This window comes from Ruegeria lacuscaerulensis (assembly GCF_013034685.1).
Lineage (GTDB): Bacteria > Pseudomonadota > Alphaproteobacteria > Rhodobacterales > Rhodobacteraceae > Ruegeria > Ruegeria lacuscaerulensis_B.
In genome coordinates this window covers 122,917-140,127 of record NZ_WQGO01000005.1, presented here as the reverse complement: position 1 = coordinate 140,127, position 17,211 = coordinate 122,917, and the positions used below count along the sequence as shown (strand labels likewise).

Below are 17,211 nucleotides of genomic sequence, written 5' to 3'. Positions count from 1 at the left end.
GCCTTACGCAATTGCCGACAGGCTGAGACCGACCATGATGATCACGATCAGTACACCCAGCAGCGGAAGGGTGAATTTCAACCACCGTTCATAGGGCACACGTCCCAACGCCAAGCCACCCATCACCACAGCCGAGGTCGGCGTGATCAGGTTCACCAGACCGCTAGCGGACTGATAGGCCGTGACGACCAAAGAACGGTCCACGTTCGAAAAATCCGCCAGTGGCGCCATGATCGGCATGGTCAGAACCGCCAGACCCGATGAGGACGGCACCAGGAAAGACAACAGCCCCTGCAGCCCGAACATGGTATTGATGAAAGCCACCTGACCCAACCCGTTCACTGCACCCTCGGCCCAATACAGGATCGTGTCCGTTATACTGCCAGCATCCATCACGATAACGATGCCACGTGCAATCCCGATCACCAGCGCCACGCCCAACAGATCACGCGCGCCATCCACGAAAGTCGAAGTGAACTCTTCTTCTCCCATCCGTGCGATCAGCCCGACGACGATGGCGGCCACAAGAAACAGGCCCGACATCTCGGCCATCCACCAACCTCCGACGGATACGCCCCAGATCATTACGCCGAAGCTGGCTGCAAAGATCACAAGGATTACACCATGGGTGCCCGTAAAGGTGACAGGCGCATCGCCCTCGCGTTTGCCTTTGAGGAAATGTGTTTCATTGCTTTCGCGTTTGTCGGCGACGATCGACAGCTGAGGGTCGGCTTTGACCCGCGCCGCGTAGCGCATGACAAACGCAACACAGGCCAGCCAGCAGACCGCAAGCAGTCCAAAGCGCAGCATGATCCCATTGGTGAACGGTACCCCCGCCGCGTCCGAAGCGATCACGGTGGCAAAGGGGTTGATGGTGGACCCCAGCGTACCCACGCCCGCGCCCAGCATGATGATCCCACACCTACAGCGGCGTCATAACCCGCCGCAATCATCACCGGAATGATCAGGGTGTAGAAGGCCAGCGATTCCTCAGCCATGCCATAGATGGTGCCGCCTGCAGCAAACAACGCCATCAGGATGGGGATCATCCACTTTTCATGCCCCTCCATCCTTGCCATCGCTTTGGCGATGCCTGCGTCAATGGCTCCGGTATGGGCCACGATCCCCAGAAAGCCTCCAATCACAAGAACAAACAGCGCAACGTCGATGGCCTGAGCCTCATAGGTGGCAGGATTGTAGAACCCCGCAATCGGTGCCAGAACCACATCGAAAAAGCCCTGCGGCTGCGGGTCAACTACCTGATAGCTGCCTGGAACCGGGACATCCTTGCCCAGCTGTTCATTTGCGACTCGGTCATACTGACCGGCGGGCACGAACCAAGTGGCGATCGCAACCACTGCGATCAAAGCAAATAGAATGGTGTATGCAGTAGGGAACTGGAACTTCATTTGAACGATCCACTGAAAATACCGAGAATGAAAGCTAAGCTGCCTGCGTGCCCGATGATCTTCCGTTCAGTCCGGCCGGGTTCGTTGCAAGCTGTTGCGTGAAATGTGCAAAGCAAAATCAAACAGGACTTTGACTTGGATCATTAAAAACCCAAAAAGATGTAACTGATTTGTGAAATTTAGCCCTCGGAATTTTGCATGCGCAGACAAAAGCCGTTTTTTGCGGGCTAGCTGTTCACGTTATCCGGATCGAACGTTCCCGATGACAGATCGACACGCGCGTCGACCTCAGCTGCGTTGACGGTCGCATCGGCCCCCGGCTCGCTCAAAATAGTAGCTGTCTAAGGGGCCGGCTTTTGGCGTGTCACACTTCGAACTTTTCCCGGCACAGGCTTTCAATCTGTGCCCAAGTTGATTTGAATTCAGGTGTATTTTCGGCCGCATAGTGGAAGTTCTTCATCAAGCCTGTCAGCTGCGTAAACACCTGACGTACTTCGGCTTTATCGGCGAAATCTGCGGTGGATTGGGTCACGCCATAGACAAGCTTGAAAGTCATCTTCTGCCGCTCCAGCGGAACGGTCGCGTCCACCTGATCGAATGCGTCCTGCTGCAGATACACCATATCCACAAACAGCCCCTTTTGCTGAGTGACAAAGTCCTCGATCGTGACGCCCTCTTCGCCCGTCACTTGCATCATCTGGTCGACCTGTTCGCCCTTTTCGATAAGCGCCAGCAGATCGCGGACCTTGCCGGTCCAGCCAGCTTCGGCATTCTTGTCATACCAGTCGGACAGCTGATCCAGATATCGTGACCAGCTGAGCATCGGGTCCACCGCCGGGTAAAACCGCTTGTAAGCGCGCTCGGACGACAGGCCGAGGAAACACTTGACCGTAGAAAGGGTCGACTGCGTGACCGGTTCGTCAAAATTGCCCCCGGCGGGGGACACGGTGCCAATCAGCGTCAGGCTGCCCAACGCGCCGTCATTGGTCTTCATCGCGCCTGCGCGCTCGTACAGCCCCTTGATCGAGCTTTCCAGGTAGGCTGGGAAGCCCTCCTCACCCGGAATTTCCTCCAGCTTGCCCGAAGTCTCGCGCATGGCCTGCGCCCAGCGGCTGGTGCTGTCGGCAATCAGCAGCACGTCATAGCCCATCTGGCGGTAATATTCGCCCAGTGTGATGCCTGTAAAGATTGACGCCTCGCGCGCAGCAACCGGCATCGAGGATGTGTTACAGATAATAATCGTCCGGTCCATCAGGCTGCCGCCCGAGGTCGGGTCGGTCATCTTGGGGAATTCCGCGATAGTTTCCACCACCTCGCCCGCGCGCTCGCCGCAGGCGACAACGATCACGATATCGACCTTGGAATTCCGTGCGATCAGGTTCTGCAGCACGGTCTTGCCTGCACCGAACGGGCCGGGAATACAGGCCGTCCCGCCGCGCGCGATAGGGAAGAACGTGTCGATCAGGCGTTGCGAGGTCAGAACCGGCTCGGTCGGGTAAAGACGTTCAGACAAGGCGCGCTTCAGGATGTTTTCCGGCAACGCCCTCCGGACGGGCCATTTCTGTGACAGGGTCAGCGTGTGTTCGCCGCCCTGCGAATCCTCAAGCCGGGCCACGATGTCGTGGATCGTGGCAGCCCCTTTCTGGACCCAGACGACCTTGTAATCGCCAACCCAGTTAAACGGCAGCATGATCTTATGCTCGAACCGCCCCTCGGGCACCGTACCGATGCTGTCGCCCGCTGTCACCGTGTCGCCCACCTTTACCGAAGGTGTAAACGACCATTTCGCCAGCGTATCCAGCGGGGCCACGTCCGCGCCGCGCGGCAGGAAAGTGCCAAACTCAGCGGCGACCTTGGGCAAGGGCGATTGCAGCCCGTCAAACACCTGACCCAGCAGACCCGGACCCAGTTCGACCGATAACAACTGGCCAGATTGCTCCACCGGGTCGCCCACGGCCACGCCGTCGGTGCTTTCATAGACCTGCACATCCGCTGTATCCCCGCGCACGCGCAGCACTTCGGCTTTCAAACGTTCCTGACGGCCACCGGGGCCTGGGCGCGTGGGCAGGATGAAGACCACCTCGTTCTTGACCAATTGCCCCGGCGCGCCCGAGGCATCTGCGTTGGCCTGAATTTGCACCAGCCCCTCTTGCACCGAGACAACGCGGGCAGTGGCGGTTTGCGTGACGGGGGTTGCGGCGGTCATGCGTAGGCTCCCTCAAAGTCGATATCGGCGACGTCGGCCATGGCCTGTTGCGCCAGTTTTTCAAATCGCGTTGCCGCATCCTGCGCATTGCTCTGCGCCCAGCGGTCGAAAATACTCCAGATCAGAACGTAAATCGCTACGGCCTCGAAATCGAACAGATGGCGGGCGGCGTGGCGTTTCAGCTGCTTATGGCTAACCGAAAGCAGAAGCCTCTCCAGACCCAGCGGGTCCTCGGCCTCCAGCAGTTGCTGCGCTTCCTTGAGCCACGGCATCGAGCTCTCAAGCTTAAAGGTTGGATCACTCCAGTTTGCCGGGATGTGGCGAGCCCAGCGGCCCATGCCGAAGGTTCCGGCGGGCGAGCTGCCACCCTGTTTGCGAAGGCGCAATGCGGCTACGGCGGTACGCAAATCCATCCGCTCCAGAAACAGCTTCTGTAGGGTCGGCTGCGGGATATCGCCCAACGCAGCTTTGCACCTTTCGACGGCCTGCACGTCTGTCACGTCCATATCATAGTCGCCCCAATTCAGAGCGTGCTCCAACACCCGCAGCACCTGCGCATCCTCACGCGCCAGCGCGCGCAACCGACGGTCCAGCCGAAGGCGCGAGATCGGGGGCTGCTTGGCGACGAACAACCGCTCCGAGCCCGGGAGGCTGCTGATTAGCGCGATATAGGCGTCGGGGTCCGACATGTCAGCGGATCACCCCTTCCAGCACGGCACGGAACCGGGGCTGAAGATGCTCCATCAGCAAGGAGGCAACAGCCTTGTCCGTCAGGTCCAGCACCACGCCCTGATCCTCGGCCCGCACCCGGATGCCATCCTGCGTGCTGTCTGCAGCGTGCAGTTCCACCTGTTCGCGTAGCATGTCGGCGGTCAGGCCCAGCACGTATTTCGTCAGCTTGCCCGACTGGATATCGTCAGCGTTCTGCTTGATATCCTCTTGCGTGGCCACCTTAGCAGGCAGGATCACCTGCACCTTACCGCCCAGCTTGGCCCCTTCAGCCGCGCGCCCGACGACCTCAAGGATCATCTGTTTCAGCATCTCGGGGTCAGCCATTTCTTTGGTGACAAGGCGTTCGACATCTTCGCGGAACCGGTCGGTCAGGCCCGCCTTCATGGTCAGCACCGCATCACGCATGGCGGTGTTCAGCGCCTCTTCCCCGGCGGCACGGTAATTGTCGGATTCGGTGCGCGCCTTTTTCTGATACTCATCCGCTTCGCGCTTGGCATCGGCGAGAATCTTCGCCGCCTCGGCCTTGGCTTCAGAACGCAACTTGTCCGCATCCGCCTGCCCCGCCGCGACACCGTCGCTGCGCAGCTTGTCGATCAGCGCATCGACCCCGTGCGAGATCATTCCGTCCTGTGCCATCAGCTGATCCCCGCGCTAATGACCAAGGCAAAGACAAAGGCAAAAACGCCAAAGCCTTCTATGATCGCCGCAGGGGCCAGCGACAGGCCGAAGATCTCAGGTTTCTCCTTCGTGGCATTGATCGCCGCCGCACAGGCCCGGCCCTGCCAGATGCCGCAATACATCAGCGCAATCCCCGAAAGGATGCCGATACCGAACAGCCCGCCCGCGTTTTCCGGCGTCACATCGCGGTTCAGCGTAAACATGATCACGATGCCATAGATCACCATGGTCGACGGAAAGGCCGAGACGCCAATAAACCGGCCATAGCCGCCCTCGGTCTCGGTCATCGCGCCGATACTGGCCTGCCCCGCGATGGCACAACCAATGGCGCTGGACGCCGCACCCAATGCCATGGGCGCATAGATTCCCAGCCAACCCAATGTCAGTACAAGCTCATTCATTCCTGAACCTCCTTGCGGGCGAACGGGCGAAAGACGATGCCTTCATCCGGCAGACCCCATTTAAAGAATTCGATGTAATTCAGACGTAACCCGTGGACGACGCCGCTCATCATCGCGAGGGCGAAGTTAAGCACATGACCGGCAATCAGGATCAGCAGCCCGAACAGGATGCCCGGCCCTTTCAGCGCCTGCATCACTTGGACCGCCAGATCGTTGAACGTGATCGCCAGCGAGGCCGAGGCCAGCCCCAGCGCGAACAGGCGCATGTAACTCAAAACATCGCCAAACGCCCCCATCGCCCCCGCCAGCCCCTGCAGTCCTTCGATCAGACGCCACAGCCAGTCGGTAGGTTTGGTGATCTGTCGCTCGCTAGTGAACAGCAGAATGGTCAGAAAACCGGCAACCATCAGGACGGTTCCGGGCAGGGTCGCGCCGTCGTTCATGTAGGCCAACCACAGAACAAACCCGCCGATTAGCACTCCGATCCAACCTATATTGGCAAAAGCTCTGCGACGTCCCCACGCCGCGCGTGCGGCCAGTGCGTTGGCCAGCACCAGATGGAACACCCCCACCACGATCGAGATCATCATCATCGCGTTGAAGTTGTTCAGATCCAATATCTTGAGCCGCGCCCAGATCGACCCCTCCGCAGGGGACGCGCCGAAATAGCTGCCGACCATGACCCCATAAATCACTGTCGCACCCGCGATGATCACACCATAGAGCCGCCACGACCGCTGCGCCGGGGTCTTGTCCACCTTCCTCCAGAAGGCCAGCAGGCCCAGCACGATCACCGCGCCATAGCCCGCATCCGCCACGATCATCGCAAAGAAGATCGCAAACGAGGCCGCAACGATGATGCTGGGATCCCAGTCCCTGTAGCCCGGTATTTGGTAAAACAGCGCCAGATCGACCGCCGCGCTGCGGTTTTCGGGCTGCTCCAACAGCGTCGGAGGGGCGTCATCCGGGCCCGGTTCCTCGATCAGAACAGCGGCGTCTCGCGCCTGCGCCATCTCCAGCACCGCATCCACACGATCTTCAGGCACCCAGCCCTGCAGGGCAAACATCGCGCCCTCGTCGCGGACCTTCTGTGTGGCATGGGCCAGTTCCGCCGCGCTTTCCGCCGCCGACAGGTTTCGGCGCATCAGGGTCAGGTAACGGGTCTGCGCGATGCGTTCCGCCTCAAGCGCCTCAATGGCGATCTCGGCCTCTTCCAGCTGCGCCTCAAGCTCATGGATCGGCAGCGACCCGGTATGAGTGCGCGGCACTGGCAGAATATCATCACCCGGATCCTCGGGCGCGATCAGCACCGCGTAAATATAGCGGTGATCCTGTTCCAGAATGGCCCAGGGCAGTTTGACCTCGGACAACGCCTCGCGGTGTTTCACCGGCAGTTGGTAGAACCACAGCCGATTGCCCGCCAGCACATCATTGGGTGGAAAATCCAGATCACCCCACGGACGCACCTGCGCAATCCGATGCGCCAGAAAATCCCGCCGATCCGTCGCCGCGCGGCTGCGTTGCATCAGGTCCAGCACGTCGCGCACGAACTGGTCCATGTCGAAGGCCGGATCGCGCTGTATCTGGCGGCGCGGGTCGGCCACATCGGTCAAAAAGCGCAGCGCCTTATAAGCGTCATGCGCGCCACGTTCGCTGATCTTTTCCGGCTCGGCGGGTGGAGGCGCCAGTGGCAGTACATGCATACAGCCCAGCCCTTGCAGCGCCTCTAACGTGTCGCCCTTATGCGCGGCGGGTCCGACGAGGGACAGTTTCTTCAGCCGCGCGACGCTCATGTCAGCGCCTCCTGCGCATGTTTGCGTTTGGAGATTTTCGAGCGCACAACCGCCTGCATCTGCTCATCGCTCAGATAGATGCGGATTTTCTTGATATTGGCCTTGGCGCGCGGGATCAGAACCTTTTCGAACAGGTTGACCCGTTGCGTGATCGTGGCCACGGCCTTGTCGAAAATGCGCACCCTTTCTTCGGCGACCTTCACGCGTAGCCGCGCCTCGATCATGTCATGCAACAGGTTGGCGGCGGCATCGACCCAATGTGGTTTGGCCAACAGCGAATAGGGTCGCACGGCAACTTCGATTCGGTCCAGATCGGGCATCTTGACGCCGACCACGTTGACCTCTTTCAACTGGTAATCCTTCAGCTGAACCAAGCCGTCGAGATCAACCCCCTGCTGTGCCAGCATCGGCAGCTTTTCCCCGACCTGCTGCGCCAGATCATGCACCTCTTGCTGAAGGCGTTGGACATCTTCGCGGGCTTTGGCACGTTCCGCCATCAACTGCTGGCGCTTGAGGTCCAGCGACGGCAGGAACCGCTCATAGCTTTTCAGCTGGGTCTGCTGGCGAGCCAGCGACGATTTATTCAGCTGCAACCGCGCCATCGGTATCCTTTGGGAAATACTTCTCGACCAAAGCCTGCTTCATCAGCAACTGTTCAGGCTGGAAACACTCGGCCAGCGTCTTCCACCCCAGATCCAGCGCGTCCTCGAGCGGGATCGAGACGTTGATGTCCATAAACCGCGCCCGGAACAGCGCGCCGAATTTCAGCAACTGGTGATCGTAATCCGAAAGATCAAAGGCCATCGCCTGTTTCTGCGCCGCATCGCGGCTTTCGGAATAGAAGCGGATCATCGTGTTCATGATCTGCCCGTGATCTTCACGCGTGGTCTTGCCGATCACGTTCTGCTTGAGGCGTGACAGGCTGCCAAACGGATCAATCACCCCCGAATGCAGGTAAAACTGCCCCTCGGTGATATAGCCCGTGTTGTCCGGCACCGGATGGGTCACATCATTGCCGGGCATCGTCGTGACAGTCAGTACAGTGACCGAACCGCCTTTGGCATAGTCACATGCCTTCTCGTACCGCCGCGCCAGTTGGGAATAGAGATCGCCCATATAGCCGCGCTGCGAGGGCACGCGTTCCTGACTGATCCCCACTTCTTTCATCGCGTCGGCATAGGCGGTCATGTCGGTCAGTAGCACCAATACCCGCTTACCTTCCTCGACCGCGAATTTCTCGGCCACCGCCAGCGCCATATCGGGCACCAACAGCCGTTCCACCAGCGGGTCCATCGCCTGATTGACGAACATCACCGTGCGCGAGAACACGCCCGCATCCTCGAACGACGTCCGGAACGTGTGATAATCGTCAAAGATCAGCCCTAGCCCGCCAAACACCACGATATCCGCATCCGCCTGAATTCCTATCCGGCTGAGAAACGCATTAAACGGCTCGCCCGAGACCGAAAAGATCGGGATTTTCTGACTTTCGACCAGAGTATTGAACACGTCGATCATCGGCACGTCCGTGCGAATCATCTTGTTGGGCACTGCACGTTCCGAAGGATTTACGGTCGGCCCGCCAATTTCGATCCGCGGTTCGGATGACAGGTCCGGCCCACCGTCGATTGCCACCCCTGCCCCGTCAAAGACACGGCCAAGAATATTGGCCGAATAGGGCGTCTGCATCGGATGACCCAGAAAAGTGGCTGTCGCCTCGGTCGAGATACCCTTGGTGCCCGAGAACACCTGCAGCGTCACCACATCCCGGTCGATGAAAATCGCCTGCGCCAGCGTTTTGTGTCCGTCGATGGTTTCGATCACCGCCAGATCGTTGAACCTAACGGTTGCTTCAGCCGATCCGTCCAACGGAACCCTAACTTTGATCGTATCCCCAACAATTTCCAGAACACGAGTATATTTCAAGAGACTCTGAGACATCGCCTACCCTAAGTCGCATGATTAAGAGTTTATTTTTCTTTTCACCTTCAAACTGCCCACCGAACCAGTGCGCTCGGAGGGTTTAATATTGATTTGGTAAATCCGGTTGCCTCCAAGCTAATAGAGATTGCAGGCCTAAAGCAATGAAATCAGTTCAATTCTGATTGGATTTTGTGTCGCCATGCGTTTTCAAGACTTTGCCATTGACCTCTGCGACGCTGCCTTTGGCCCCGTTTCAGCATCAGGACGATAGTCCAAAACGCGCACAAGCAAGTTGGCCATCTCTTCAAGTTCTTTGGAAGGTGTTTTGACTTCCCCTATGATGCGTTTGACCAGATCAACGGCTTCAGTGCGCTGCTCCTCGTCAGGCAACAGATAAGGCAACGTCTCGACTGCACCCTTCGGATCGAAAGTGGCGACCAGAGTCTGCTCGTGCAACATACGTTGACGTTCTACAACCGAAATGGATTTGAACGGCGCTTCGTGCCGAAAGATATGCGCCCAGCGGTGCAGAATCTCAGCGCGAAAGCCTTTGTGGCTGTCGGCCAATAAGATCAGCATTCGAATGACCGCCTCGGGCAGACCTCCTTGCCGCATATGCGCAAGCACCGTGTTGACCTCTGGCAAATTGCGCAAAGACGCTGGGTCTGGCAGGGTTCGGCGCTTGGAATACTCTTGCCCGAACCAAGTTGCGAACGGCCCGCCCCAAGTGGCGAAGAAGGTTGCCTCATACCATGCGTCGCGCAAATCACGGCCCAAATCCATCGATTGCTCGATCCATTCACCGGTGAGTTTTTCCCATTTTAGAAACGGGTTGTCAGCATCGGCTGGCGCGCGCTGCGCTCTGGCGTCCTGCGCCAGTTTCTCGATCCCTTTCCCCATAACTGTGTTCGAAGACATCGACGAACGCTGTACGCGCAGCGGATGCGCATCGCGCAAAGCCTGCGCTGTCACCGGTGTCGACATTGTTTGCAAGACTGGGCGACCAAAGGTTTCATAGGCACCCGCTTGCACTTCCGACATATGCGCCACGGCGGCAAAGCAGGTTTCATCCTGGCGACCGTCATCCAATGCAGCGACATCTGAAAGCGTTCGATCGACGAACCGAACTTCGAAGGATTTTTCGACCCCGTCCCCTTCGATGTTATCAATGACCATTTCATAAAGACCGGGTGCCATTGCCTCGACTGTTTCAAGTGTAGAGGCGAGGCCTGTGTGCTCTTTGCGCGCAATCTTGGAGGAAACAAAAATGCCCAGATGCCCCACTTCATCATGAAGCATGTAAATAATGCGCTGGCCGCGTACTCGTATCTCTTCTTCGTCCGCATACGTTTCAGCGATCCAGTTCAAAGCCTGTTGCGGCGGCGTGATATTGTCGCCGTGACTTGCAAAGACAAAAATCGGCGCTTTGATCGCCTTGAGATCTACGGGAACTCCGGGTTCCAGTTGTGCGGTATTCTTGACGAGCCGGTTTCCAACGAACAGTTGTTCGACAATCCATCGAATTTCGGCCTCGTTCAGAAGAAAGAAACCGCCCCACCAACGCTCAAAATCGATGAAACGCTGACGGCCGGCTTCGGGATCGCGGTACAGGTCGAAATACTTGCCAAAGTAGTTGCGGCTGGGATTTAGCTGCTCGAAATTCATCACCAGATTGGCACCGTCAAATTTGCCGTTCCCCAAATCTGACCAGAGCATCGGCTGCCATGTACCGCCAAGCATCCCACCATTGTAGCGCATTGGATTTTCACCAACTTCACCCGACCAAGGTGCGACCGGCGCACCATTGAGCACCAGAGGCCCGGTCAGATCGGGGTTGCAGGCCGCCATCAGCAAGGTCGCCCAGCCGCCCTGGCAGTTTCCTGTCACAACAGGTTGCGGGCTTTTTGGGTGACGCGCGCTGACGGTGCGAACAAATCCAGCTTCGGCATGCATCACATCCGCCAGTGTCTGTCCTTCGACCGGGTCACGGCCAAAACTCACAAAGTATACCGAGTGGCCCTTCGCCAGCGCCACGCCGACCTGGCTGTCGGACTTGAACCCACCAATACCACCGCCATGTCCAGCACGAGGATCAATAATGATGTAGGGGCGTTTGTGATCGTCTACGTTGATCCCTTGCGGGGGAACAATGCGCAAAAGCTGATAGTTGCAGGGCCGATCGAGCTCCCTCCCGTCAACCATCACTTCGTAGTCATAGACAAGCACTGGCGGGCAACCGGCCGCTTCATGTTCGAGGAAAACGTCTCCGCGCTCGCGCAAGACGTCCATCGTCAGGGCGACGCGCTGACCTGCATCCTTGATATAGTCCGTCCATGCCGAACCTACGGATTTCGTCCGCGCGAATTGCACCGCAAGATCTCGCAGTTCGTTTGACCATTTCGTAGACCGGTTTGAATGGTGCTCAGTTATTTTCTGTGCCTGATTAGTAGCGGCTTGCGACAAAATTTGGTACTGCATACCAGATTGATCAAGCACACCAGAAATCGCATCAAGCACGTTGCTGTTTACGGTCGCTGTGGTTTTTTCACCGGTTGAAGGGTGCGACGCATTTTCTTTCGCAATTGAATTCCGGGCCATAGGTCAATCCTTCCTCAGACGATGCTGTACCCACCGTCGATGGGGTGTACGCCGCCAGTCACGTTGAACGCCTCGCGGCTTGCAAGAAACGCGGCATAGGCACCGACATCTTCGATGGTCGCCAACTGATGGGTGGGTGCACGCTCGGCAGCGGCGCTCAGCAGTGCATCAAAATCGGACAGCCCGGTGGCCGCGCGGGTTTTCAGAGGGCCAGGCGACAGAGCGTGCACCGAAATGCCTTTGGTCCCCAGTTCTGCAGCGGCATAGCGCACCGAGGCTTCCAAAGCGGGCTTCACCGGCCCCATGATATTGTAGTTTTCAACAACCCGAGTCGCCCCAAGAAACGAGACCGTCATACATGTTCCGCCACGCACCATCAGCGGTTCGGCCATGCGGATCATGCGCAGAAACGAATGAACAGAAATATCCATGGCCACCCCAAACCCTTCGGCCGAGGTATCAATAACCCTTCCGTGCAGATCATCGCGTGGCGCAAAGGCAATAGAATGCACAAGAGTGTCAATCCGGCCCCATTGCGCCCGGATTGCATCAAACAAGGCGTTTGTCTGGTCTGCATCCCGCACATCCAGCGGAAGACAGATTTTTGCATCAACCTCTTCAGCCAGCGGGACGACGTATGGTTTGGCCTTTTCGTTTACATAAGTCAGCGCGATCTCTGCGCCTTGTGCATGAAGCGCACGCGCGCATCCCCACGCAATCGACTGATCGTTTGCGACACCGATAACAACTGCTTTGTATCCGTCCAATCGAAACATAGCATGCCTTTTTCTGCAGTGCAGCATAGCGCCTTTTCCTCGATTCGGGAAAGACGATTGCGGGGCAATTCTGCCTACGCTGCGTCACAGAGCGATGAACACGCACCAGTATGCTCAAAAACGGGCGAATTATGTCCGGGCTTTTTCCGTTTCAGCAATTCGCGCAGTAGACGATAGTATACGCCCGTGCCTTGTCCGGCCACGAGTGTTGAGATAACACTCAAACGGAAACGACGCTCTAAACTTCGGCTCTGTACCTCAGCGGAGTGCGAAGGGGTTTTCCTGGATTGCCGCGTTTGCTCGGGTACTACCTGTGAGCCCAAAGCAACCATATCCGCACTAACTAAAGCGCAAGACCGTATCGAAAGCTCAAATCAAAAAGAAATTTTAGCGCATTGCCTGCTATTGCTGAGGGCCCATCAATTTCGCGTTTCGACGGCGCGCAATCTCCTGTCGAATTAGGTCTATGTGCAAACGTGCATCATATGCGCCTTGGCGATATGCGAGCGGCAGGTTCAGATTTGCAAGTGCGGTGTCCACTTCTTCGAATTTATTGGCGACCTCTTCCACCTCAGCCAAAGTCTGTGCCTTGCTGAGTTCTTCCTCAAGCGCAGCGATGCGCTGGTAAAAACGCCAGACCCTACGCTTTTGAAACCAAACGTAGCCAGACGGGACGATCCGCAGAAAAGGAACTAAGAACAACAAAGGCAATAACAACAGCAATACACTGCCAAATTGCGCTGCGATCCAATATGGCAAGACGCCATGCAAAAAGTTTGGCCCAGAATTTATGAGTTCTGTCGCAATTTTGTTTAGTGGCACAGGCGGTGAAGCTGTGTTTGGATACTCGCGCGCACTTTGCAAAATAGTGGCTTCGCTATGAATGTTCTTCGCTGCATTCACCAACCTATCGGTTACTGCAGGATGAAGATCGGAAGCGGCGATAAGTGAAGCCCTCAACGCTAAGATTTTGACATCCTCCGGCGGCCTCGGAGGGTCCAGTGTGATTGATCCTGCCGGTACAGTTACCGAATTTGCGCCTGCAAGTTTCAATGCCAGAGCATCGACCAAAGCCATGGGAACGAAAACGATTTCTGGATCAAAAATTGCGTCCATAAGATAAGGCGCATCGAGGGGTGCGACAAACAACGCTGCATCCGCTTCGTTGGAATACAAGGCCTCTATTGCATCGTTTCCCCCGGCATCGACTAGGGTTATGCCGACATTTTGCAAACCTGCGGCCTCAATTAGCGATAAAGCAGCGGCGCGAGTACCAGACGCCTTGGTTCCTGCTGCTAAACGTATGTCTCCCCATTCTCCTGCATTGGCCCCAACTGGACTAGACGGCCCACGGAACACCACCATGGGTTCAAGAAAAATGGCACCCAGGGACTGCAAGTTTTCGTCCTGAGGTAGTTCAAGACCGCCTTGAACAAAAGCGGCATCCACTTCGCCGGAAACAAGTTTTTGAATGTTCTCAACGGACCCCTCGGTTTCAACCAAAATTACCTGAATGCCGTCACGTGCAAGTTCTGCTTTATAGAGTTGTCCAACTTGCCAGTATCCGCCGCCGTTTATGCCAGCAGCCAGCTTAATATTGTTGGGCGGTTTCAAACCAAAGATCAGAAAAACAACCAAACCGACAAACATAATCGGAAAGAGAATGAAAAGAGCTAAGCGCATTTATTCCCACATTCGGATGATCGGAACCGTTAAGTCGTTCTCATTTGATAGCAATCTTTTTGCCAACGAGAAACTGATCCCAGCGATTGGCACTCGTAGCTCTTATGAGCGTCAAGACCCATAAGTATGCACCTGATACTCCTGATCGAGTTTGTGTTTTGCGTCAGCCAACCAGTCTTGTAATGATCATAATAAAGACTTTTTGCGCACCACATGATTGAGCACATAATCTATCCTCGTCACGAACTAGACAGCCAAAGCGGCATTCAAACCTGCTAAATAAGGATTTGACTCCAATACATCCCCTTGTGTCCACCACCTGCAGTCACCCCCGCCCTTACATGTTGCGCCGTTGCCCTACCGACCGATGTGCTTACTGGGTCCACGAACCCCTCCTTTGTAGACAGACCCAGTCATTGCGTTCCTAGCATCCAATCCTAAGCTCGCATCATATGCCAGGGCTCGGCCACAAGATTCGCCGCCAACTGCCATCAAGTCCAAAACAGCTTTTGGGGAAACCCGCCCTAAAAATGGCGCACGAAAAACGCCGGGCACTGGCCCGGCGTTTCTGTTTGTTAGCATGTTGCTGATCTTACCCGTGGGTAAGGTCGTCGTCTTCCTGCAACTCGTCCAGCAATGAGGCGATCGCTTGCTCTAGCTTGGCACGGTTCACCCGTGTGAAGTCCAGATTATAGCGCAGTTCAATTCGCCCGCTTGAGGCCGAGCACTTCGCCACCCCTGCCCTGCCCGAAACTTGAAACGTGGTCTTCGCCCGCCGCGTCTTTCCACCGCTTGCACCTGGCACTTTCTTGGGGTTGTCAGCTGTCGGCTCTAAAAACGAGCGAAGAATAGCAACCTCGCGCGCGCCGTCGCGATCCGGTTCGTTCATCAAACTGGTGCTCACATGACGCGCCAAACCGGGATCGGCATCCAACCTACGTTTCAGCTCAACGCCGACATTGCGCGGAATATCGTTAGGATGCATCAGCACCTTGTCCAGCATCATCAGCAGGCTGGCGAACGATCGGATATAGCTGCGTTTGGTATAGCTGGCGGACTTGAACAAAAGCGCAACGGCCTTGTCCACGTCCGGGCATTCATTCGCAGGGTTCTCGGCAAAGGCCCGCGCCAATGTACCCATTTCCGCAAATGAGATATCCTTGCGGATCAGGTTTTCATCTACCATGCGACGGTAGCTGTCATTCAGATCCGCGCCATCCGAAATGCCCGCCGGGATAGTCGCATACACTTCATTGCCGGTTTCCTGATACAGAGCTCGATAGGCAGACAATCTCCGCATCCCTTGAATGAGCTCGTACCGACCATCAGCCCGACGCTCCAACCGGATTGGGTTCGACAATCCGATTTCGCGGATCGAATCCTTCAACTCGTCCAATTCAGGATCCGGGCCGTTCTTGCGATCCCGGGTCAGCTTTTCAGTTACCACATCAGCCAGAAGTACATGCTCAGTCACCAGACCTTCGGACCGCAGACGAACGAGCTCATGGGCCAAGCGATCGTTTTCGGCGCGTATGGTGTCCTCTGTCGATTGTTGCCCGCGCAACGCTTCGGCGTTTTCCGAGATCGCGGCGGCCATCGGGCCACGGCGTTTTTCCAAGACCTTGTCAGGAACTTTGCCAACCGGGATATCCTCCATGGAAGGCATGTCGATGTCGAACATTCTGCGTTTGCGGCTCATGCGTCATCCTCCAATTGGTCCCAGGCCGAAAGCATCACGCCCCGGAATTCCTCGTACACGTTATCAAATGTAGACCGCGCCCTGCGCCATGTCTCGCGCGTCATTTCGCGGTAGTCCATCTCATAGACCGAACTCAGGAACCGACCGGATTGTTCGACCGCACGGGTCATTTCAACCGGATGCTCGGCCACATGTTCACCGAATACTTTCTTGAACGCCTCGAACATGGCCGAATGCAGCGCATTGCCTGGCTCGTACCGGGTCAGCAGAAAGCGCATTTCACAGAATGTCTTGGGTAAGCCGATCTTACCCGTGGGTAAGGTCTTGTCGAAACCGTAGGCAAGGTCTTCCAGCGCTTCAGCCAACTGACCAATGAAAGAGGTTGTCGAGTCGTATTCCCAATAGCCGGGCCCTGAGGGAATATAGAGCATGTCTGCCGCGAACACCGCGTTCATGGATTGATAACCAATCGCAGGCGGGCAATCGAACAGGATCAGGTCATAGGCATCATCGGGGATCTGATCCAGATAACGCGACACAGCCGCGAAGAATGACCACTCTGGGTTCAAGTGACGATACTGGGCCGAGGCGAACTCGACAAAGGCGGCGTTGGCGCAGGAGGGGACAACGTCAATGGTCGACCACGAGCTTTGCTTGATGAAATCCCCAATCCGAAGATCGCCCAGGCCCATGTCCGTGATCGACGGCGGCAATTCGCGGCGGGGCAGGGCGGTGCCTGATTCAGCAGCGACGGGGCGGTTGTTCATACGCTCGGTTTCGCGGATCAGATCGCGGGCCATAATACCCCAGACCGTGAAATCTTCGGCCACATCGGTCAGGCCCATGGAATGGCTCAAAGTGGCTTGCGGATCGAAATCCACCACCAACACGCGGTAGCCATCCAGCGCCGCCGCATGAGCCAAGTGAAGCGCAACGGTCGACTTACCAGCGCCGCCTTTGAAGTTTGCCACCGCCGCACGTATCGCGCGTTTACCAACGGGGCGGGGCGGCATAAGAGATTTGCGGTTCACCTTGAGCCGCCGGCGGAGCTCATTCACCTCTTCCAGGCTGAACCAGCGTTGCCGGCCGTCTGGTTCCACCTCACCACCCGGCAGCGAGGGATCCGCAGCCAGCTTGCCCCGAAAGGTCGACTGGTTAATGCGAAAGATCAGCTCGGACACTTCCCAGCTGGAAAAACGACGAAGAGTCTTCTCCATCTCAGGACTAAAGGTTTGCTGCCGAATCCAGCCCTGCAACTTAAGGGACTGGTTCCGCAATGCGTTCAGGTCTTCGTGCGTATACATGCCTCGGGT

Annotated in this window: 12 protein-coding genes and 1 pseudogene; all 13 read right to left on the bottom strand. The window is 56.9% G+C overall.

Annotation, left to right across the window (positions count from 1 at the left end; genetic code table 11):
* Window positions 1-3 precede the first annotated feature (3 nt).
* A pseudogene (locus GOV80_RS14220) lies at window positions 4-1,409 on the bottom strand (YfcC family protein).
* A 364-nt stretch (window positions 1,410-1,773) separates the two neighbouring features.
* The gene (locus GOV80_RS14215) at window positions 1,774-3,615 is read right to left on the bottom strand and encodes a V-type ATP synthase subunit A (protein WP_170785698.1); all 1,842 of its coding nucleotides are present in this window, start codon (window positions 3,613-3,615) and stop codon (window positions 1,774-1,776) included.
* Entirely contained in the window at window positions 3,612-4,304 is a 693-nt protein-coding gene (locus tag GOV80_RS14210) for a hypothetical protein (protein WP_170785696.1), read from the bottom strand. Before GOV80_RS14210 ends, GOV80_RS14215 begins: the two co-directional genes overlap by 4 nt.
* A 1-nt stretch (window position 4,305) precedes the next feature.
* On the bottom strand, window positions 4,306-4,983 hold the full coding sequence (locus tag GOV80_RS14205; protein WP_170785694.1) for a hypothetical protein: 678 nt from the start codon (window positions 4,981-4,983) through the stop codon (window positions 4,306-4,308).
* Window positions 4,983-5,426: an ATP synthase subunit C gene (locus GOV80_RS14200; protein WP_170352721.1), complete on the bottom strand. Its 444-nt coding sequence runs from the start codon at window positions 5,424-5,426 to the stop codon at window positions 4,983-4,985. The genes GOV80_RS14205 and GOV80_RS14200 overlap by 1 nt, the downstream gene beginning before the upstream one ends.
* Window positions 5,423-7,219, bottom strand: coding sequence for a V-type ATP synthase subunit I (locus tag GOV80_RS14195; RefSeq protein ID WP_170785693.1), 1,797 nt, complete (start codon window positions 7,217-7,219; stop codon window positions 5,423-5,425). The genes GOV80_RS14200 and GOV80_RS14195 overlap by 4 nt, the downstream gene beginning before the upstream one ends.
* Complete coding sequence (locus GOV80_RS14190; RefSeq protein WP_170785691.1) at window positions 7,216-7,821, bottom strand: V-type ATP synthase subunit D; 606 nt, start codon at window positions 7,819-7,821, stop codon at window positions 7,216-7,218. The genes GOV80_RS14195 and GOV80_RS14190 overlap by 4 nt, the downstream gene beginning before the upstream one ends.
* Entirely contained in the window at window positions 7,799-9,160 is a 1,362-nt protein-coding gene (locus tag GOV80_RS14185; protein ID WP_170785689.1) for a V-type ATP synthase subunit B, read from the bottom strand. The genes GOV80_RS14190 and GOV80_RS14185 overlap by 23 nt, the downstream gene beginning before the upstream one ends.
* 189 nt (window positions 9,161-9,349) lie before the next feature.
* Window positions 9,350-11,512, bottom strand: a complete 2,163-nt coding sequence (locus GOV80_RS14180; protein ID WP_336510161.1) for a DUF3141 domain-containing protein — start codon at window positions 11,510-11,512, stop codon at window positions 9,350-9,352.
* Window positions 11,513-11,754: 242 nt separating this feature from the next.
* Entirely contained in the window at window positions 11,755-12,516 is a 762-nt protein-coding gene (gene fabI / locus GOV80_RS14175; protein WP_170785685.1) for an enoyl-ACP reductase FabI, read from the bottom strand.
* Between the two features lie 402 nt (window positions 12,517-12,918).
* Window positions 12,919-14,199 (bottom strand): TAXI family TRAP transporter solute-binding subunit, encoded by a 1,281-nt coding sequence (locus GOV80_RS14170; protein WP_170785683.1) that lies wholly within the window; start codon window positions 14,197-14,199, stop codon window positions 12,919-12,921.
* Window positions 14,200-14,791: 592 nt separating this feature from the next.
* A complete protein-coding gene (locus GOV80_RS14165) occupies window positions 14,792-15,898 on the bottom strand; it encodes a ParB/RepB/Spo0J family partition protein (protein WP_170785681.1) in 1,107 nt (368 codons plus the stop codon).
* Window positions 15,895-17,202, bottom strand: a complete 1,308-nt coding sequence (locus GOV80_RS14160; RefSeq protein WP_170773215.1) for an AAA family ATPase — start codon at window positions 17,200-17,202, stop codon at window positions 15,895-15,897. Before GOV80_RS14160 ends, GOV80_RS14165 begins: the two co-directional genes overlap by 4 nt.
* Between the last annotated feature and the right edge of the window lie 9 nt (window positions 17,203-17,211).